This window comes from Arthrobacter sp. ISL-30 (genome assembly GCF_018613855.1).
Classification (GTDB): Bacteria; Actinomycetota; Actinomycetes; order Actinomycetales; family Micrococcaceae; genus Arthrobacter.
This window is the reverse complement of sequence record NZ_JAGGPK010000052.1, coordinates 1-18494: the sequence shown is the minus strand read 5'-3', so window position 1 is coordinate 18494 and position 18494 is coordinate 1. Positions and strand designations below refer to the sequence as shown.

Below are 18494 nucleotides of genomic sequence, written 5' to 3'. Positions count from 1 at the left end.
CTGGGATATAGGATAGCAGATTGGGAAAGCCGGGACGGGGGTGCCGGCCTACCCTGGCGTGGGTGCCAGGGCAGGCTGGCTCTGGCTTGGGTTTGCGGTTAGAGGGTGCCGAGGAGGTCCTTCATTTCCTTGATTTCCGCTTCCTGGGCCGAGATGATCTCGCGGGCCAACGCCACGGCGTCTGGGTTCTTTCCGTCCGTGGTTTCGGTCCGGGCCATGGTGATGGCGCCCTCGTGGTGGGCGATCATCTGGGTCAGGAACAGTTTCGCTGCTTCGGTCCCCTGGGCGGCGTCGAGCTTCTTCATGTCCTCATCTCCCATCATGCCGCTCATGCCGTGGCCTCCGGACATCTGGGTGGGTTCGTTCCAGGCCTTCAGCCAGCCGGTCATCTTCTCGATTTCCGGGCCCTGGGCGGCTTTGATCCTGCCCGCGAGGGCGGTCACGGTGGCGGGGATGTCCTTCTTCGCCAGGATCATGTCGCTCATCTCAATGGCCTGGGCGTGGTGCGGGATCATCATCTGGGCAAACATCGTGTCGGCAGAGTTGTGATCCCCGGCAGCTGTGGTGGAGCCTGGCGTGGTGCCGGAAGTCGCAGTGCTGGTTCCGTGGTCCATTCCGGGCATGCTTCCCCCGCCGGATCCGGTGGAGCATCCGGCAAGGGTGATGGCTGCGGCAAGTGCTGTGGCCGTAAGGGCCAGAATTTTCTTCATGGTTGTGCTTCCTTCAAACGTCAGCCGGAGCAGTTGCCTGGCTGGGAGGGGACGCGCAGACGCCGACAATGAGGGTGGTGCGGGCGCGTCAGGGCGAAGTCGTATGCACCATGGCCTGCAGGCTCCGGTGCGGCAGGCCGCTTTACGTGCGGCTGATGCAGAGTTCGCCCGGGGAAGGACTTCCGGGAAGGTAGGAATAGGGTCCAGCCCGGGTGGTGGGGCCAACCGCGTGAGTGGTGCCGAAGGCAGTTGTGCCCGGCAGCGGCACCGACAGTGATCCATGTCCTGGAAGAGGGATGCAGACCGAATGCATGGAAGCCATCTCCGGGCATGGGCCCGGATCAGCACAGGTGGCTCCTGGCGTCAGATCCGAGTTCTGCCCAGTATCCGGGATGGCCGCATGACCTGCGTGGGCCAGGACCTGTGCATGAGAATCGACCATGCCCTGGATAGCGGCAGTGCCGTGGGAAATGGCAGCGCCGTGAGTGCTGGCGAAGCTGTGGGTGGAGGACATGATGTGCATGCCCAGGATCCCTGCCATGATCGCCAGCACGCCGCCCAGCAGGACCCCCGTACGGAGGACGCCCGTGATCTGCTTGCCTGACTGGTTCACTGCTGGCCGTCCTCCCTTCGCACGAATGGTCATTTGTTGTTGCAGATGGTCATTGTCTAGGGTATCGGCTCGCGCTGACGCCGGAGCGGTGATCGCAGCGGGGAACAAGCAGCCCTCCAATGACGTCCCGCAAATTTGACCGCAACACAGGGATCCTCCCATTAGAGGGTCCAACATGGGCCGGAAGTGACCCCGCGTTGCTTCTTTAACCCAGAACGACGGCGACACTCCGCGAAATCCGGAGTGTCGCCGTCGTAATTAATTCAAAGAAGGTCAGAAATGTAAGGCAGCCTTAGCGGCCGCAGCCAGCCCTTAGGCGGCCAAGGTCATAGCCGCTGCAGTCCGCTTGGCGGGGGCAACGATACGCATCTGGCATTCGGACTGGTAGGGATCGATGGACGCCGGCAGGTGGTGGGACTTGGAGCAGGCCTTGAGCTGTTCGAGAGCGGCGGGCTCAACACGGGCGTGGCTTACATCGACCACGAGGCGGAGTCCCTGACGGAGATGGTTGGCACGCTTTACGACGACGTAGAGCGCTTGGAGGCTTTCTGGAGTGACATGGCCCTGGGCTGCAACTTCGGCTTCTCCACCGTCGAGGTCAACCCGGACCAGTACCTTCAGCTTGTCGTTCAAATGGATCCCCTTCCATAGGCGGCCGCTCCATTGCGGCCAGGGCCGCGCCGTTGCGACCGCCACCCAGCCTAGACAGGAAATGTGATGCAGGCAACAGTGTGACGTGGACAACAAGTGAACACATACTCCCGCAGTATCCCCCGGTAGCGAACGCGGCTGCCTCCAGGCGCCGGGCTTTATATATTGAATCCATGACCCAGACTCCGCTGCAGCACCAGGCCACCACCCCTCCCGTAGCAGCCAAAATCCCCAAGAAGCGCGAGCACCACGGCGATGTTTTCGTGGACAACTACGAATGGCTGCGTGACAAGGAGTCGCCTGAAGTGGTGGAACACCTCAAGGCGGAGAACACCTACCAGGAAGCGGTGACGGCGCACCAGGAACAGTTGCGCGAAGCCATCTTCCAGGAAATCAAGGGACGGACCCAGGAAACGGACCTCTCCGTGCCCAGCCGCAAGGACGACTGGTGGTACTACACCCGCTCAATAGAGGGCAAGGAGTACGGCATCCAGTGCCGCGTGCGTGCCCAAAATTCAGGCAATCCCGTGGCGGACTGGACTCCCCCGGCGGTGGAGCCCGGGGTCGAGATCCCCGGGGAACAGGTCCTCCTTGACGGCAACGCCGAGGCTGAGGGCAAGCCCTTCTTCTCGGTGGGAGGAGTGGCGGTCACCAACGACGGTAACCTCTACGCCTACGCTGTGGACAACTCCGGCGATGAGCGCTTCACCCTGCGCATCAAGGACCTGCGCACGGGCGAACTGCTGCCTGACGTGATTGAGAACGTCTTCTATGGAGTGGCATTCTCCCCTGACGGGACGCGCCTCTTCTACACGTTGGTTGACGATTCCTGGCGCCCTTACCAGGTGAAGTCGCACGTCCTGGGCACCCCGGTCTCCGAGGACGAGCTGGTCTACCAGGAGGACGACGTCGCCATGTGGCTCGGCTTCGAGCTCTCCGCGGACCGCAGGCACCTCGTGCTGGGGATCGGCTGCTCCGAGTTCAGTGAGACGCGACTGCTGAGCTTTGACGATTACGACGCCGGACTGCGCACCGTCATCTCCCGGGACGAAAGGATCCTCTATGAGGCCGAGCCGTTCCTGCTGGAGGACGCCGAGGGCAGGAAGACGGAGAAGGTCCTCCTGACCCACAACCGCAACGCCATCAACTCGATGGTGAGCCTGGTGGACCCTGCCGAATTCACCAAGCCGCTGGATGAGCAGGAGTGGAGTACCGTCGTCGAGCATTCCGACGACGTTCGCGTCAACGGCGCCGGCGTCACGTCTACCCACATGGTGCTGTCCGTCCGGAAGGACACGATCGAACGCGTCCAGGTGCTGCCGCTCGCGGGGCTCGGCACCGAGGCCCAGGGCAAACCGGTGGAGCCTGCGTTCGACGAGGAGCTCTACACGGCGGGGGTCTCCGGCTCTGATTACCAGGCCCCGGTCATCCGGATTGGCTACACGTCCTACTTCACGCCGTCGCGGGTGTACGACTTTGTCCTGCCCACCGCCGGACTGCCCGCCGGGGAGCTCCTGCTGCGCAAGGAGAGCCCGGTGTTGGGAGGCTACTCGGCTTCGGACTACGTGGCCACCCGGGAATGGGCCATCGCCGACGACGGCACTCGAGTCCCGCTGTCCGTGCTGCGGCACGCTTCACTCGTCCGCGACGGATCCAACGCCGGGCTGGTCTACGGCTACGGCTCCTACGAGCTCAGCATGGATCCCGGCTTCGGTGTGGCCCGGCTGTCCCTTTTGGACCGGGGCATCGTGATGGTGATTGCGCATGTTCGCGGCGGCGGCGAGCTGGGTAGGCACTGGTACGACGACGGCAAGAAGCTGAACAAGAAGAACACTTTCACCGACTTCATTGCGGCCACCGACTGGCTGGCCGGCTCCGGATGGGTTGACCCGTCCCGCATTGGCGCGCTGGGCGGTTCCGCAGGCGGCTTGCTCATGGGCGCTGTGGCCAACCTGGCCCCCGAAAAGTACGCGGTCATCGTGGCGCAGGTGCCGTTCGTCGATCCCCTGAACAGCATCCTTGATCCGGAGCTGCCGCTCTCCGCCTTGGAATGGGAGGAATGGGGCAACCCCATCACGGACCCCGAAGTGTATGCATACATGAAGTCGTACACGCCCTATGAGAACGTGCACCCCACGGCGTACCCGAAGGTCGCCGCCGTCACGTCGTTCAACGACACGCGGGTGCTCTACGTGGAACCGGCCAAATGGGTCCAAGCGCTCCGCGAAGCGACTGCTGGCGATGAGCCGATCGTGATGAAGATCGAGATGGAAGGCGGACATGGCGGTGCTTCAGGCCGCTACGTCCAGTGGCGCGAACGGGCGTGGGACTACGCGTTTATCGCCGATTCCCTGGGAGCGACGGAACTGCTGCCGGGGGCGGGGCTGAAGTAACCATCGACTTTCGGTTCCAGCGGGATACTAATCATGCTTACTATTGACTGGCATTAGGCACATCGGCGTAGAAACCGCCCGCTGGGGGTGGCGGAACCCGTGCCGGAAGTGGAGCTTGACGTGAGTAACGAAAAAGATCTAACCCCGCTGACCGATGAAGAGCTAATGTCCCAGTCCGGCACCGCATTGCCGGACAAGGAGGTAGCCTCCGTCCTGGACCTCAACGCCGATCTCGACCTCGCCATTGACGCGGCCGCACCGATCGACCTTGCCGTCGCTGCCAACGCGAATGTGGCCGCGCCCATTGACGCCGCCGCATCGGCCAACATCCTTTCCGCGGGTTCGGAAGCCCAGGCCCTCGCGGACCAGGGTGTCATCATCGAACAGGGCATTACCGCGGACGCGTCCGCGGATTCCACCCAGGACAGCGTCATCGACCAGGGCGACGACACTGTGGACGGCGAAGCCGGTACGGACAGCACGGTCCCTGCCACAGACGGCAGCACCGACGTCGGCGCCCTCCCGGTGGATCCCGCCGCGGCCCTGGACGGAGACCTTCTGAACGTCAATGTGGATCTGGCAGCCGACGCCGACATCGCTGCTCCAATCAACGGCGCGGTGGCCGCTAACGCCAACGTCGCCGCCCCGATCGACGCCGCAGTGGCGGCGAACATCGGTTCCATCGACAGCGATGCCGTGGCGGTGGCCCAGCAGGACGCCATCATTAGCCAGAACATCGACGGCGAAGCGACGGCTTCCGCCGATCAGCAGTCCGACTTGCAGCAGTAATCCCCGATGGATACCGCGCACGGCGGGCCGTCCGGAGCGGATGGCCCGCCGGGTACCTCCGTGTCCGCCAGCAACGGCAGTGATGTCCCTGCTGTCGATGTCCCCGTGCGGGCCGACGGCGTCCAGCTGATTGGCGAGAGCAAGGGCTCCGGGTACCGGGAACCGCCGTCGCTGGTCCGCCGTGCTGACGGCCAGACGCTGGCGCTCACCAGGCTGCTCTACCTCGTTCTTGAGGCAGCTGATGGGTCGCGCAGTGTGGACCGTATCGCCGAGACTGTCAGCACACGCTTTGGCAAACTGGTCAGTGCCGGCAACGTCCGAAAGCTGGTCGAGTCGGAACTCCTGCCGCTCGGCCTGCTACGCCTGGCGGATGGCTCCCAGCCGGAGGTCAAGAAGGCTGACCCCCTACTGGGCTTGCGCTTCCGCTACACGGTGACTGATCCAGAACGAACACGGAAGCTCACCGCCCCCTTCGCGGCCCTGTTCAACCCGCTCATCGTCGTAGCAGTTACCGCGGTCTTCCTGTGGGCCTGCTGGTGGGTGCTCATGGTCCAAGGCCTGGGATCCGCCACCTATGACGCCTTTGCGAATCCGGGACTGCTGCTGCTGGTCTTTGCGATCACCATCCTCTCCGCGGGCTTCCACGAGTTCGGCCATGCAGCAGGGGCCCAGCGGGGAGGCTCCACACCAGGGGCGATGGGGGCGGGGCTGTATCTGATGTGGCCGGCCTTCTACACAGACGTCACCGATTCCTACCGTCTGGGCCGGTTCGGCCGACTCCGCACCGACCTGGGCGGCCTCTACTTCAACGCCATCGTGGCAGTGGCGATTATGGCTGTGTGGTGGGCAAGCCGTTTCGATGCCCTGCTGCTGGTGGTGCTCACACAGATTCTCCAGATGGTCCGGCAGCTCCTGCCCTTGCTCCGGTTCGACGGGTACCACATCCTGGCCGATGCCACTGGCGTTCCGGACCTGTTCCAGCGGATCAAACCCACCCTCCTCGGACTCCTGCCAGGGAAACACCACGAGCCCAAGGCGCAGGAACTCAAACCATGGGCGCGGGCCGTTGTGATCCTCTGGGTGCTCGTGACCGTTCCCCTGCTTCTCATCTCCATCGTCCTCATGGTGTTTGCCCTGCCGCGGCTCCTCGGGACGGCCTGGTCAAGTTGCCGGAACCAGTACGCCATGCTGGCAGGGAGCCTGGCCGACGGGAACATTCTCGACGCCGCTGCCCGCTTCCTGGCGATTGCCGCCGCCGCGCTTCCCGTCCTGGCAATCCTCTACCTCCTGGTGCGTCTCGCCCGGCAGTTGCTTACCGGCCTCTGGGCCAGGACCCGGGGCAAGAAGATGCAGCGGGCGACGGCGACGGCAACCGTCATCGCTGCAGTCGCCGGACTAGCGTGGGCTTGGTGGCCCGATGCTGAGGCATATCGTCCGGTGCAGCCGTATGAACGCGGCACGCTCGCCGACGCCGCATCAGCGATCATTCCCTTGTCAGCCCCGGGATTGCGGGAAGGCGAGACCGGCCGCACGATAGCGCTCTGGCCAACGGGCACTCAGCTTCCAACACGCGAGAAACCCCAGCTCAGCATGGTTCTCGTGCCTCAAGAGGACGGCACTCCCGCCGCAGGCTCCAGGAGTGACGCGGCCGGCTCCGACAGCAGCCAGGACCAAGGCGACAGCACGCCGCCGTCGTGGGTCTTCCCCTTCGACAAACCACCCGCGCCTGAAAGCGACGGAAACCAGGCGCTGGCCGTGAACACAACGGACGGCTCCGTGGTCTATGACGTGGCCTTCGCGCTTGTCTGGGCCGAGGACGGCCAAACGGTGGATACCCGCAACGAGGCTTACGCGTTCGCTAACTGCTCGCAATGCACAGCCGTGGCCGTGGGCTTCCAAGTGGTGCTGATCGTGGGGCAGGCAGACGTGATCGTCCCCGAAAACCTCGCCGCGGCCTCGAACTACTGCATCGAATGCCTCACCTACGCGCTTGCGAGCCAGCTGGTCCTGACCCTGGACGGGCCCCTCAGCGAGGACGGAATGTCCAGTCTCTCAGCACTGTGGGCCGAGATTGCCGAATTCGGCCGCACCCTGGACGGGGTGCCGCTGTCCGAGATCCAGGCGAGGCTCAATGCCTACAAGGAGCGGATAGTGGCAATCATCAGGGGTGATCCCAGTGCAATCCAAGACAGTGCAGTCCAAGGCGGCACCACAACCACTGGGACACCGTCGCAGGCCCCCGGCAATCCCGGCCCCGCACCTGCGATCAGTCCGGGATCCGACGCCGGAACCGGTTCCGGTTCGGATACGGCACCGGGAACTTCCACGGGCACCGGAACGACAGGAACTGCCTCGCCAGCTCCGGCGGGACCTGCCCCTACGCCTGTGGCACCTGCCCCAACGCCTGTGGCACCTGCCACGCCCATGGTGGCGAGTACTGCCCCCGCGGTTGAGCCTGTCGAAACCCCGGCGCCGGGGTCTTGACCCGCGGCCCGGGCCGGGGCAATGTCGTGGTAACACCGACTCCAGGAGGTACCAATGCGCGGCCAAAGCCAAAAGTTCAACGACCTGCTCATCACCCAGGTGGGCAACGAGTTCGCAGCGTCCCAGCAGTACATTGCTATCGCCGTCTGGTTCGACAGCCAGGACCTGCCGCAGCTAGCCAAGCACTTCTACCGCCAGTCATTGGAAGAGCGAAATCACGCCATGATGATGGTCCGGTATTTACTGGATCGCCAGCTCCCCATCAAGATTCCGGGGATCGAACCCGTGCGCAACGACTTCAACAAGGTGGAGGAGCCGCTTGCCCTCGCCTTGGCCCAGGAGCAGGAGGTCACCGACCGCATCAAGGACCTGTTCGCGGCCGCCCGTGCCGAGGAGGACGCGATCGGCGAACAATTCATGCTGTGGTTCCTGAAGGAACAGGTGGAGGAAGTCGCCTCCATGACCACGCTGCTCAACATTGCCCGACGCGCTGACAACCTCTTCGACGTCGAGAACTTCCTGGCGCGCGAAAGAGTGGGCGACGGCGGCTACCGCGGAGGCGGCGGCGGACACCACGGCGGGCATCATCACGGAGGCGGCGGCGGCGAGTCGGACGCGCCCGATGTAGCGGGCGGCGAACTCTAAGTTGGCGGAGCAATCGACGCGGCAGTGACGACGGCGGCCGTCGCCTCCGCGATGGCCCTCTCCTCGTCCGTGGGCACCACCAGCACCGGGATCGCCGACGCCGCACTGGAAATCACCCGTGGTTCCCTGGACCGCTGGCTGTTCAGGCCGGCGTCGAGCTCTACGCCCAAGGCACCCAGCCGCTCAGCGACCAATTCACGGAACTGGTGTGAGTTCTCGCCGATCCCTGCAGTGAACACCACGGCCTGCGCTCCCCCGACTGCGACGTGGTAGGCGCCGATGTATTTGGCCAGCCGGTAGGACGTAACGGCGAGCGCCATGGCGGCCCGGGCATCCCTGGACTCGGCCGCCTCTACTACGGACCGCATGTCGTTGTTGCCTGCAAGTGCCCGGAGCCCGGACTGCCGGTTCAGCAGGGAATCGATGTCCTCCATGGACCAGCCGGCCCTGCCCAGGAAAACCAGGATGGAGGGGTCCAGGTCCCCGGAACGCGTTCCCATCACGAGGCCTTCCAGCGGCGTGAATCCCATTGACGTGTCCACCGACCGTCCGCCTTGGATTGCCGTGACGGAGGCGCCGTTGCCCAAGTGGGCGATCACGCCGTCGAACTCCTCCAGCGGAAGTCCCAGCACCGACGCCGCGCGGTGCGTGACGTACTCATGTGAGGTGCCGTGGAAGCCGTAGCGTCGAATGCCGTGGTTGGTGTACAGGTCGTCCGGCACGGCGTAGCGCCAGGCGTGCTCGGGCAGGGTTCGGTGAAAGGCGGTGTCGAACACCGCCACTTGCGGCATGTCGGGCCACTTCCGGGAGATAGCCCGGATGCCCAGGACGTTGGCGGGGTTGTGGAGCGGAGCCAGCGGGTTGAGCCGCTCGATGGCTCGCGTGACCTCGTTGTCGATCAGCACGGGCTCCGAGAAACGCTCCCCGCCGTGCACCACACGGTGTCCAACGGCCGCGAGGGTCAGGTCTCCCAGCTCGCGGTGGATGGCGGCGTCCACGAGTTCCAGGGCCGCGGCATGGTCCCGGGGGCCGATGATCTCGCCGTCGCCCTCCCCGCCGTTGCCCATGCCGATCTCCTCGATCAGCCCCTCGGTGAGGACGCTGCCCGCCTCCACATCGCGCACCTGGTACTTGAGCGAGGACGAACCGGAATTGATGACGAGGACGAGCACGGGGCCTCCTAGGCTTTTGATTCGGTGGGGTGGATTTCGGCGGGCAGGGTTTCCAGCTGGACTTCTGCAATGCCTTCCGCTGAAGCGGGCGCAGTGGACTGCGCCTGGATGGCGGTGATGGCAACTGTGTTCACAATGTCCTCCACGGTGCAGCCCCGGGAGAGGTCGTTGACCGGCTTGCGGAGTCCCTGCAGGACAGGCCCGACGGCGACCGCCCCCGAGGACTGCTGGACCGCCTTGTATGTGTTGTTGCCGGTGTTGAGGTCCGGGAAGATGAACACGGTCGCCTGCCCCGCCACGGAAGAGCCCGGCATTTTGGAGGCGGCAATCGAGGCGTCGACGGCGGCGTCGTACTGGATGGGCCCTTCGACGGCGAGGTCCGGCCGGCGCGAGCGCACCAGCTCCGTGGCCCGCCGGACCTTCTCCACGGTTTCGCCCGAACCCGATCCGCCAGTGGAGTAGGACAGCATGGCCACCCTGGGCTCCACCCCGAACTGCACCGCCGTCTCGGCCGAGGCCAGGGCGATGTCAGCCAGCTGTTCCTCGTTGGGGTCCGGATTCACCGCGCAGTCCCCGTACACCAGGACCCGGTCCGGCATCAGCATCAGGAACACGGAGGAGACGATCTTGACGCCTTCGCGGGTCTTCACGAATTCCAGGGCGGGCCGGATGGTGTGCGCAGTAGTGTGGGCCGCGCCGGACACCATGCCGTCCACTACTCCCAGCTGAACCATCATGGTTCCGAAATAGCTCTCGTCCTGCATGACCTCGAGGGCCCGGGGCACGTCCATGCCCTTGTGGGCCCGGAGCTCGGCGTATTCCTGGGCGAAGCGCGGACGCAGCCCGGAGGTGGCAGGGTCCACGATCTCGATTCCGGAGAGGTCGATGCCTTGGCTGGAGGCCAGCTCCCGTACCTCGGATTCGCGTCCCAACACCGTGAGGTCGCAGACGTCCCGGCGCTGCAGGATTTCGGCGGCCCGCAGGATCCGGATGTCCTTGCCCTCGGGCAGCACGATCCGGCGTCGCTGGGACCGGGCCCGTTCGACGAGGTCGTGGAGGAACCTCAGCGGCGTCATGCGCTCCGGGCGCGGCAGGTGCAGCCGTTCCACCAGTTCGGCCTCGTCCACGCACCGTGCCCACAGGCCGACGGCGGAAGCCACCTTCCGGCGATGTCCGCTCCAGATCTCGCTGCGCACCTCGGACACTTTCCGGGCCGTGGTGTAGGTGTCCTCCGGGGAGTCGAACACGGGGAACGGAGCCTGGGCCAGGAGCGGGTAGATGTGCGCGTCGGGTGCCAGCCCGCCCGTCAGGATCAGCGCCGAAGGAACGGGAAACTCGGGGCTGAAGGAAGACGCCAGGCAGGCGACCATCACATCGGCCCGGTCCCCCGGCACGATCACCAGCGCGCCGTCGTCGAGCTGGTGCAGGAAGTTGCCCACATTCATCGCGGCCACCTTGATGGAACGCACGTCCCGCTCCATGTCGGCATGGCCCGCGATCTGCCTGACGCCGAGCGCCGAAGCGACTTCGCCGGTGGTGGGCCGCGCGATTTCCTCCATTTCCGGAAACACATAGACGGGTCGGTTCAGGGAGCCCGGCCCAACACCGGCGGCGATAGCGTCGACGTCGTCCGGCTCCGCACGGTTCACCATCACGGCCAGCATGGCGCAGTTCGCGGCGGCGAGCTCCTTGCGGGCGACTTCGACGGCGTCGACGGCTTCTTTCACCGTCCGCCCCTTGGCGCCCACCACGGCGACCATGAGGGCGGAGAGGTTGTTGGCCAGCCGGGCGTTGAGATCGAACTCGACGGCGGCATCCTGGCCGGTCAGGTCGGTTCCCTCGACGATGATCACATCGCAGAACCGTGCCATCCGGGCGAAGATCTCCACACAGCGGGCGTCAATTTCCGCGCGTTTGCCCTCTGCCAGCAGCTGCCGGACGGTGTCCGAAGTCAGGCCGCCGCGGCACCTCTCGGCGTCGAGGTCGAAGCGGGAGGCCATGAGCGCCACCATGGGATCATCGGCAGCCGAATCGCCGTGGACCACGGGCTTGAAGAAGCCGATCCTGTCCGCGTGCCGGTGCAGCGTATCGGCCAGGCCAAGGGCTACGAGCGATTTACCCGAGCCCGGCGTGGTCGCGCTGACATAGATACCTGTGGCCATTCCCGCTCCTTGCCGTTGTCAAGAAAGTCGAAGTTCTCAGGAAAGTACCGTCCCACCTTACCTACCCACCGTTGGCGGGCTACTGGTTAGCGGGCCTCCAGCTCGCGGGCCTCTAGTTAGCGGGCACGGAGGACCGCGAAATAGCCGGGGATGCGTTCGGTCTCGGTTGCGGATTTCAGGGGCCGCGTTTCGATCGTCGCGGGGCCCTCCGCGAGCAGCTCCCATTGGGCATCGGGGAAGGCTTTCCGGCGCTGCTCGGCGCCGAAACGTCCGGGCATCGGCAGGCCGCGGATGGCACCTTCCAGTGGAGCGGGGATGGACTCCAGGGTGGCGCCCAGGTGACAGACGTAGTCGACGGCGTTTCCGGGGAAGTCGGTCTCGGCCAGGAAGAGCCTTCCCCGGCGGCCGAGCAGCGGGTGCAGGTTCCGCACGAGGGCTGCCTGTTCCTGGGCGCCCAGCACGTGCAGCACGCCGCGAATGAAAACGTTCACTTCGGCGTCGGCGCCTCCGGCGTCGGGGCCTCCGGCGAGGTCACCGGCGTCGGGCTCTTCCTGGAAGGTGCCCTCAACCGAACCGCCGCCGGAGCCCGAGGCAATAGCAGCCCGCAGCACCTCCACGGCGTTGGGATCCGTGGCGTCACACACGGCGAATGAAACGTTCGGCTTTCCCTCAGACTCATGCTTTGCGCGGTTGATGGCATTGGCCGAGACGTCGACGCCGATCGCCTGCGGGAAGTGCGCCGCCAGCCGGCGTGTGAAGCTGCCGTTGCCGCAACCGACGTCGAGCACGGGAAGGTCCAGGTCAAGGTACCGCTCAAGCCAGGGGACGTAGCCGTGCATCTCGTGGTCGCTGCCGGAATCCCAGAGGACTTCGCCTTCCGCTCCCGTGGCACCCACCCTTCCCCAGTATTGTTCCCAGGCTGTCTGCGGATTCCTGGGCGCTGAGGAGGCAAGCTTCACAAGCTTGGGGATGAGCAAATACTTCCTCAATGAGGAAAGCATGGTGTGGGGGGCACGCATGGCTCAAATAATACGGTCCCGGCAGGGCAAGTAGCCGAAGGCTCTTCCAACTGGCTCTCAGTAGTTGTCGTTCTGGGGCGTTTTAACGACAAGGAGTGCCAGTTACTTGGGATGTTTACGTGACGCTAGTCGACGGCGAGCCACTCCAGTGCGTCTGGTTCGGAGGTGAAGAACTTCGTGGGGCAGGGCACCTTGTTGATGCCGAGGAAAAAGTTGGCGATCACCCTGTCAACGGGGGATGAGCCAAGCAAGGCAATTCGGGACGCCTGGCAGGGTCGGCCGAAGACAGCACGCGCGCCGCGGCTGACGACGGCTGTGGTGGCCATGTCCACCAGCATGGGATGGCGGTCTTCTCCACAAACCAGGTTGACCTGCCGCATGGCGGCCTCGGCGTCCGCTTCCGAGATGGACGCATCCTGCGGCCACGTCAGGCGGAGGAGCCCATCCGGGTTCAGCACCAGATCGAAGTCGGTAAGGCGGGGACTCGGGTCCTGGGGATCGGCAGTCACGGCTGTCCTTCCTGCTGGAGGCGTGGGCTCCTCCAAGCTACCGCCCGTTGCCTGCCAACTCAACGGAGCGCCCGCCGTGCGGCTGCCCAAGACCGGCTCCCGAACATTACAAATGATGGAGTATCGCCTGTGCTATAGGCCACAGACGGTTGCTGATATGGTGAATTTAGATTCAGGATCCGCCACATAGGGCAACACATTAGTCAGGGGGGCATTGTGGCTGAATTAGCAGTTGAGGCGTCCTCTGCGCCACGTGCCATAGTGATCGCCGATTCAGACCAAGATCGCCTGAAGCTCAGCAGCGCCGCCCTGTCCGCCGCGGGCTTCACCATACATCCCGCCTCCGACGCCGCCTCACTCGCCGGACAGATGGCACGGCACCGCCCCGCTGTCGTCGTTATGGACAGTGCGCTGGCCGGCGGGCATGCCGCCGAGGGCGTTCCGGTGCTCCTGTTGGTTAATCTGGCCGACGAGTTCGACTTGGGTGCCGTCGACAACTGGGGCGACGCGGACTACATTCTGAATCCTCCGCGGCCGGAGGAGCTGGTCCATCGCGTGGAGACGCTGATTGGCCGGGCGAGGGAACGCCACCGGATCCGTTCCGGCGCGGAAGCCTTGCGCGAGAGCCTCAGGAAAGTCTCCGCAGCAATCCGCTCCACCAACGATCCCCAGCAGATCGCCGACCTCGTGGTGAGCGGCTTTGGTGGAGCCCTCGACGCCGACCGGGTTTGGTTTGCCACGTTCCGGGACGAGCGGGTACCCCGCATCAGGTCCCAATGGAACCGTCGCGGCCTTGCCCAGCTTCCGGCGAGGCTTGGTTCGCATGAGGACGCCTTAACAGAAATGGCCAACCGGCTGTGGGGTGAAGCGGATGTCCTCACGGTCGCCAACCACGGCGACGTTCCAACCTCCCCTATTTCGATGCTCCTGGGAGCCTGGGCCGGCCCGCTGAGCCCACGGTCCTCCGTGCTGGTCCCTGTGGGCGAGGGCGAATCGGCTTTGGGCGTGATCCTGATTGCCACCGCTGACGAGCCAAGGGAATGGACGCGGACTGAAATTTCGCTGATTCAGCACGTGGCCGGGAACGTGGCCCACGGCCTGATCCAGGGCCACCTGATTAGCGCCCAGCAGCAGGTCCTCCAGCAGCTCCGGCAGCTGGACAAGGCGAAAACCGACTTCCTCGCCACAGTGAACCACGAGCTGAGGACTCCCCTGACTTCGATCACTGCCTACCTGGATATGATCCGCGAAGGGGCCGGCGGACCCGTGCCCGAGGGTATCCAGCGCATGGTGGAAGTTATCTCGCGGAATTCGGACCGCCTCCGCCGCCTCATCGAAGACATGCTCACTGTCTCCAAGCAGGAGGGGACAGGAAGCCTGAACCTGAAGCGTGTGGATATTGGCCAGGTGCTGCAGATAGTGGTGGCTACCCTGCGCCCCCTGGCCGACACCCGGGACGTCGAGATCACCTTCAATGAATCCGCCGAGGATATCAAGATCAACGCCGATGAGGCGCAGTTGGAGCAGGTCTTCACCAACATCGTCGCCAACGCCATCAAGTTCACCCCCGACGGCGGCCAGATCGGGATCACCAGTGAACCTTCGGCGGCCGACGACGGCAGGCCGGCTGTCCTGGTGCAGGTGGCGGATACGGGCGTTGGCATCCCCGAGCAGGAAATTCCGCAGGTGTTCACTCGCTTTTACCGGGCTTCAAATGCATCATCTGCTGCGGTTCCGGGGAGCGGCCTGGGACTGGCGATTGCCCAGGATATTGTAAGGCGTCACACTGGTCATCTTGAGCTTCATTCAAAGCTTGGCAGGGGCACCACCGTTTCGGTGCAGCTTCCGGTCGGCGGGCCTTGACAGGTTATTTACAAGACCTGTCCAGAAATCCGGTAACGGAGAAGTGGGAATGAACCTGGGCAGTCGTTTCTAGTCAAGTTCATATAACAAATCGGTGGATAAAAGGGACAAATGGTGGATAAAAGGGGGATGCCCCGGACCTGCGGTCCGGGGCATCCGTTGGATTTCTCCTGGTGTCAGGAGGTCACGATCACGGCCACCAACCGATAGAGGTTGTGGATACGTCCTTCTTAGACGAGGAAGAGTTGTTTGTCTCGTTCTTGGAAGCAGCATTCGCAGGAGCAGCGAATCCCGCAACGGCCAGGAAGCCGGCCAAGAGGAGCGATGCGGCTAACTTTTTCATCCGCTGATCCTTTCCGATAGTGTCAATTTTGACTCTAAATCGTATTGCAGTTACGCGCGTTATTATACGGTCTTTTTACGCCGTAGAACATGGATAATTAACACATGCCCAATCCGCAGCAATTGACTCCCCATTTGGTCGCCGAGCTGACAGCTCGTGCCAGCTGGAAAAAGCGGGATTACGGCAATGCGTTTACGCAGGCAGGCAGTGCAGCGGATCTTGCCCTCCAGGCCGGAGACGAACTTTCCTGGTGGAATATGAAGCACCTCCAGGCGGAGTGCCTCCGGGACCAGGGCCTTATCGAAGAATGCCTGCAGCTGGCACGGTTCCTGGCGGAGCATCCCTTCACTGCGACTTCGCCCGATCTCGGCGCCCGCGCCTACACTGTCCTCGCCGTGTCCCTGCAGGGGCTGGGCAGATTACAGGAAGCCGCCCAGGCAGCCTCTACCGCAGGTTCATTCGTGGCGGGCAACGCCAAGTTCGTCAACCTCCACGTCCAGGCACAGCAGGCATTGATTGCGGCCCTCGCAGAAGGGCGCCTCCTTGACGAGGCCTGGCGGGAGTGCATGGTCCTGGAGTCCCTCCTGACCCAGTATGTGGACGACGACACCGCCGGAAAGGCCTACTGGGTCATCGGCAACGTTGCCTTCCTGAGCAACAGGGTCACCGAAGGCGGCACCTTCCACGACCTCGCGGCCGAGCGGCTGTCCCCCTCCAAGGACGTTGACCTGTGGGCCCGCTTCAACAGGGCCTCAGCCGAGATGCGGCTGCAGGCCAAACTGGGCGATGCCGCAACGCTGCGTTGCATCGAGCGAGCGGAACTCGCCACCGACATCGTGGACGCCAACGAGCGTGAACGACTGGAAATGTCGCTGGTTCGCGCCCACTGGCATTACCTGACTGGTGACATGGCTGCCGCGACCGCGATCCTCGAGAAGGTGTGCGCTCGTGCCTCGATCCTGGCCACACACACGGCTGCAGAGGCTCATTTCCTCCTGGGGCAGGCCCTCGCTTCCCAGGGTCTGGCCGAGGAATCCCGACACTACCTCGAAGAGGCGGCTACGCTATTTGACAAGGCCGCTGCATCCGAACGGAGCGCGACGGTTCGTGAGTATTTGGGCAACGCCTACGGCCAGAACCTGCAAGGGGGGTAAATGTCAGCAGCACTTGTTCCCCACGAGCGTGCCGAAAGCCGGGCAGCCCGCCCCCAGCTGCGCGAACTGCGGGAGGGAGTAGTCAAGGCCGTCCTGCCCCCGAACTCCCTCATTGATGGCGACGCCGCAACCCGGCTCGGTGAGCGCCTCGGCGTCGTCGCCGGAACGCGGCAGCTCGCCGTCGTCCTCCAAGTTACGGGAGTCACTTCGGTGAACCGCGCTGCGATGGCCGCCTTCGGCGCTATACCGTCCGTGGCAGCATGGGCCATCGTCGGGGAAAGTCCTGTGGACCGCCTCATCGGCCACTACATGCTGCGATTCCGCTTCGGTCCGAGGCCGGCCCGCTATTTCGATTCTGAGGACGGCGCCCTCACCTGGCTGGTGTCGCATCGCGATGCTGACTGAGGGTGACCCCCGGCTGGCAAGGCTCCTGGATGGCATCGTTCGACTGGCTGCCGGCGAACTGGACACCAGGATCGAGCTGTCTCCTGCGCGGGATGAAATCGACGCCGTGATCATGGGTACCAACCTGCTGGCTGAGGACCTGCAGACGATGTACCAGGAGCTGGAAGAAAGGGTAGCCTCGCGGACGCAGGCCCTGCACCAGGCCCACCTGGAAATGCGGCACATGGCCATGACTGATCCGCTAACGGGCCTCTTCAACCGCTCGGCGCTGGTTCAGGCCCTCGAAGAAGCACAGGTTGAAGAGGCCGACGGCGGACAGTCTCCGGCACTCCTGCTTGTGGACCTTGACGCCTTCAAGAGCATCAACGATTCGATGGGCCACTCCACGGGCGATCAGGTGCTTGTCATCATCGGCGACAGGATCCGCTCGGCCGTTCGGAAAGGCGATACGGTTGCCCGCCTCGGCGGTGACGAATTCGCGGTCCTCCTGCCGGGAGCCACGCCTGCGGAGGCAACCACGATCGGCGGCAGGGTCCTGGCCGCCCTGGACCAGGTGATCGAGATCGACGGCAAGAGCTTGCGCTGCGGGGCTAGCATGGGCCTGCGCATGGCTGAACCCGGCCAGACAGCCGAGGACCTCCTGATGGAGGCTGACATCGCCATGTACGAGTCCAAGGCCGAGGGCAGGAACAAGCTGAAGGCGTTCGAACCCTCCATGCTTCACGCCCGTCAGTTGCGGACCCAGCTGGTGGGCGAGCTTAAGGACGCCATCATCGAGTCGCAGCTGGTCCTCTACTACCAGCCCATCATCGCCCTGGCCACAGGGGAAATCGAGGGCGCAGAAGCCCTGGTCCGCTGGAAACACCCCACCCGGGGCATGATCATGCCGGACGAATTCATTCCCATTGCGGAGGAAACCGGGCTGATTTCTGAACTGGGCAACTGGGTGCTCAGGAACTCGGTGGACCAACTCCGGCGCTGGCGCACAGACCCTGCCACATCGCGCCACAAATTCTCCATGAGAATCAACGTCTCCGCCGCCGACCTGCAGCGCCTGGAATTCATCGAGGACGTTAGGGATACGCTAGCCGCAGCGGGCCTGGAACCCGCGCAGCTGGTCCTGGAACTGACCGAGAGCTCCATCATCCAGGGCGACGAACTGGACCGCTATACGCTGGCCAGCCTCGAGAGGCTTGGAGTCGGTATGGAGATTGACGACTTCGGCACGGGCTACTCCTCCATCAGCTACCTTCGCCGTCTTCCCGTTGACACCGTCAAGGTGGATCGCACCCTGCTAAGCGCCCTCGGCAGCGACCCCGCGCAGCCGGCGCTGATCGCCGCCGTCCTGCAACTGATCCGGGCCTGCGGGCTCGAGGCAGTGTGGGAGGGAATCGAAACGGCTGAGCAGGCCGAGTACCTGCGGAGCATCGGCTGCACGAGCGGCCAGGGCTACTACTTCAGCCGGCCATTACCTGAAGCCGAGTTCACCGAGAAGCTGAGGCGCCTGGACGTCTGGCCCGGGTAGGCAGCCCCCTGCTCTTTTCCCCTTCCCCACTTCCCTCATCTAGTCCGAAAATGAGGT

Annotated in this window: 15 protein-coding genes; 8 read left to right on the top strand and 7 right to left on the bottom strand. The window is 64.3% G+C overall.

Features of this window, described 5'->3' with window-relative positions; all coding sequences use genetic code 11:
- Nucleotides 1-98: 98 nt before the first annotated feature.
- From J7E82_RS18610 to J7E82_RS18600, 3 genes are all read right to left on the bottom strand, one after another.
- The gene (locus tag J7E82_RS18610; RefSeq protein ID WP_214865333.1) at nucleotides 99-710 is read right to left on the bottom strand and encodes a DUF305 domain-containing protein; all 612 of its coding nucleotides are present in this window, start codon (nucleotides 708-710) and stop codon (nucleotides 99-101) included.
- A gap of 142 nt (nucleotides 711-852) precedes the next feature.
- The gene (locus tag J7E82_RS18605; RefSeq protein WP_214865331.1) at nucleotides 853-1323 is read right to left on the bottom strand and encodes a hypothetical protein; all 471 of its coding nucleotides are present in this window, start codon (nucleotides 1321-1323) and stop codon (nucleotides 853-855) included.
- A gap of 312 nt (nucleotides 1324-1635) precedes the next feature.
- Complete coding sequence (locus J7E82_RS18600; RefSeq protein WP_214865329.1) at nucleotides 1636-1956, bottom strand: hypothetical protein; 321 nt, start codon at nucleotides 1954-1956, stop codon at nucleotides 1636-1638.
- 191 nt (nucleotides 1957-2147) lie between these two features.
- On the opposite strand from J7E82_RS18600, the gene J7E82_RS18595 reads away from it, so the two are divergent.
- The 4 genes from J7E82_RS18595 to J7E82_RS18580 all read left to right on the top strand — a co-directional run bounded on the left by J7E82_RS18595 (nucleotide 2148) and on the right by J7E82_RS18580 (nucleotide 8285).
- A complete protein-coding gene (locus J7E82_RS18595; RefSeq protein ID WP_214865326.1) occupies nucleotides 2148-4367 on the top strand; it encodes a S9 family peptidase in 2220 nt (739 codons plus the stop codon).
- A 120-nt stretch (nucleotides 4368-4487) separates the two neighbouring features.
- On the top strand, nucleotides 4488-5156 hold the full coding sequence (locus J7E82_RS18590; RefSeq protein ID WP_308113954.1) for a peptidoglycan-binding protein: 669 nt from the start codon (nucleotides 4488-4490) through the stop codon (nucleotides 5154-5156).
- A 6-nt stretch (nucleotides 5157-5162) separates the two neighbouring features.
- Nucleotides 5163-7640 (top strand): hypothetical protein, encoded by a 2478-nt coding sequence (locus J7E82_RS18585; RefSeq protein ID WP_251042115.1) that lies wholly within the window; start codon nucleotides 5163-5165, stop codon nucleotides 7638-7640.
- A gap of 54 nt (nucleotides 7641-7694) precedes the next feature.
- Nucleotides 7695-8285, top strand: coding sequence for a ferritin (locus tag J7E82_RS18580; protein WP_214865324.1), 591 nt, complete (start codon nucleotides 7695-7697; stop codon nucleotides 8283-8285).
- On the opposite strand, the gene J7E82_RS18575 is transcribed toward J7E82_RS18580, so the two are convergent.
- The 4 genes from J7E82_RS18575 to J7E82_RS18560 form a co-directional block, all read right to left on the bottom strand.
- Nucleotides 8282-9457 carry an acetate kinase gene (locus J7E82_RS18575; RefSeq protein ID WP_214865322.1) on the bottom strand — a complete coding sequence of 392 codons (1176 nt, stop codon included), beginning with the start codon at nucleotides 9455-9457 and terminating at the stop codon, nucleotides 8282-8284. The two genes, J7E82_RS18580 and J7E82_RS18575, sit on opposite strands and share 4 nt — an antisense overlap.
- Before the next feature lie 8 nt (nucleotides 9458-9465).
- Nucleotides 9466-11619 (bottom strand): phosphate acetyltransferase, encoded by a 2154-nt coding sequence (pta, locus tag J7E82_RS18570; RefSeq protein ID WP_214865319.1) that lies wholly within the window; start codon nucleotides 11617-11619, stop codon nucleotides 9466-9468.
- A 116-nt stretch (nucleotides 11620-11735) separates the two neighbouring features.
- Nucleotides 11736-12620 (bottom strand): class I SAM-dependent methyltransferase, encoded by an 885-nt coding sequence (locus tag J7E82_RS18565; RefSeq protein ID WP_214865356.1) that lies wholly within the window; start codon nucleotides 12618-12620, stop codon nucleotides 11736-11738.
- 143 nt (nucleotides 12621-12763) lie between these two features.
- Nucleotides 12764-13147, bottom strand: a complete 384-nt coding sequence (locus J7E82_RS18560; RefSeq protein WP_308113953.1) for an STAS/SEC14 domain-containing protein — start codon at nucleotides 13145-13147, stop codon at nucleotides 12764-12766.
- A 216-nt stretch (nucleotides 13148-13363) separates the two neighbouring features.
- Between J7E82_RS18560 and J7E82_RS18555 the strand changes: the two genes are divergently transcribed.
- The 4 genes from J7E82_RS18555 (at nucleotide 13364) to J7E82_RS18540 (ending at nucleotide 18437) form a co-directional block, all read left to right on the top strand.
- A complete protein-coding gene (locus tag J7E82_RS18555) occupies nucleotides 13364-15010 on the top strand; it encodes an ATP-binding protein (RefSeq protein WP_214865317.1) in 1647 nt (548 codons plus the stop codon).
- A gap of 447 nt (nucleotides 15011-15457) precedes the next feature.
- Complete coding sequence (locus J7E82_RS18550; protein WP_214865315.1) at nucleotides 15458-16507, top strand: hypothetical protein; 1050 nt, start codon at nucleotides 15458-15460, stop codon at nucleotides 16505-16507.
- The gene (locus J7E82_RS18545; protein WP_214865313.1) at nucleotides 16508-16912 is read left to right on the top strand and encodes a hypothetical protein; all 405 of its coding nucleotides are present in this window, start codon (nucleotides 16508-16510) and stop codon (nucleotides 16910-16912) included.
- Complete coding sequence (locus J7E82_RS18540; protein ID WP_214865312.1) at nucleotides 16902-18437, top strand: bifunctional diguanylate cyclase/phosphodiesterase; 1536 nt, start codon at nucleotides 16902-16904, stop codon at nucleotides 18435-18437. Before J7E82_RS18545 ends, J7E82_RS18540 begins: the two co-directional genes overlap by 11 nt.
- Nucleotides 18438-18494 lie beyond the last annotated feature (57 nt).

Excerpts from the sequence above, each read along its gene's own strand:
- J7E82_RS18610 (WP_214865333.1), bottom strand. The coding sequence starts at position 710 with ATGAAGAAAATTCTGGCCCTTACGGCCACAGCACTTGCCGCAGCCATC.
- J7E82_RS18580 (WP_214865324.1), top strand. The coding sequence starts at position 7,695 with ATGCGCGGCCAAAGCCAAAAGTTCAACGACCTGCTCATCACCCAGGTG.
- J7E82_RS18595 (WP_214865326.1), top strand. The coding sequence starts at position 2,148 with ATGACCCAGACTCCGCTGCAGCACCAGGCCACCACCCCTCCCGTAGCA.
- J7E82_RS18550 (WP_214865315.1), top strand. The coding sequence starts at position 15,458 with ATGCCCAATCCGCAGCAATTGACTCCCCATTTGGTCGCCGAGCTGACA.
- J7E82_RS18540 (WP_214865312.1), top strand. The coding sequence starts at position 16,902 with ATGCTGACTGAGGGTGACCCCCGGCTGGCAAGGCTCCTGGATGGCATC.
- J7E82_RS18565 (WP_214865356.1), bottom strand. The coding sequence starts at position 12,620 with ATGCTTTCCTCATTGAGGAAGTATTTGCTCATCCCCAAGCTTGTGAAG.
- J7E82_RS18545 (WP_214865313.1), top strand. The coding sequence starts at position 16,508 with ATGTCAGCAGCACTTGTTCCCCACGAGCGTGCCGAAAGCCGGGCAGCC.
- pta (WP_214865319.1), bottom strand. The coding sequence starts at position 11,619 with ATGGCCACAGGTATCTATGTCAGCGCGACCACGCCGGGCTCGGGTAAA.
- J7E82_RS18585 (WP_251042115.1), top strand. The coding sequence starts at position 5,163 with ATGGATACCGCGCACGGCGGGCCGTCCGGAGCGGATGGCCCGCCGGGT.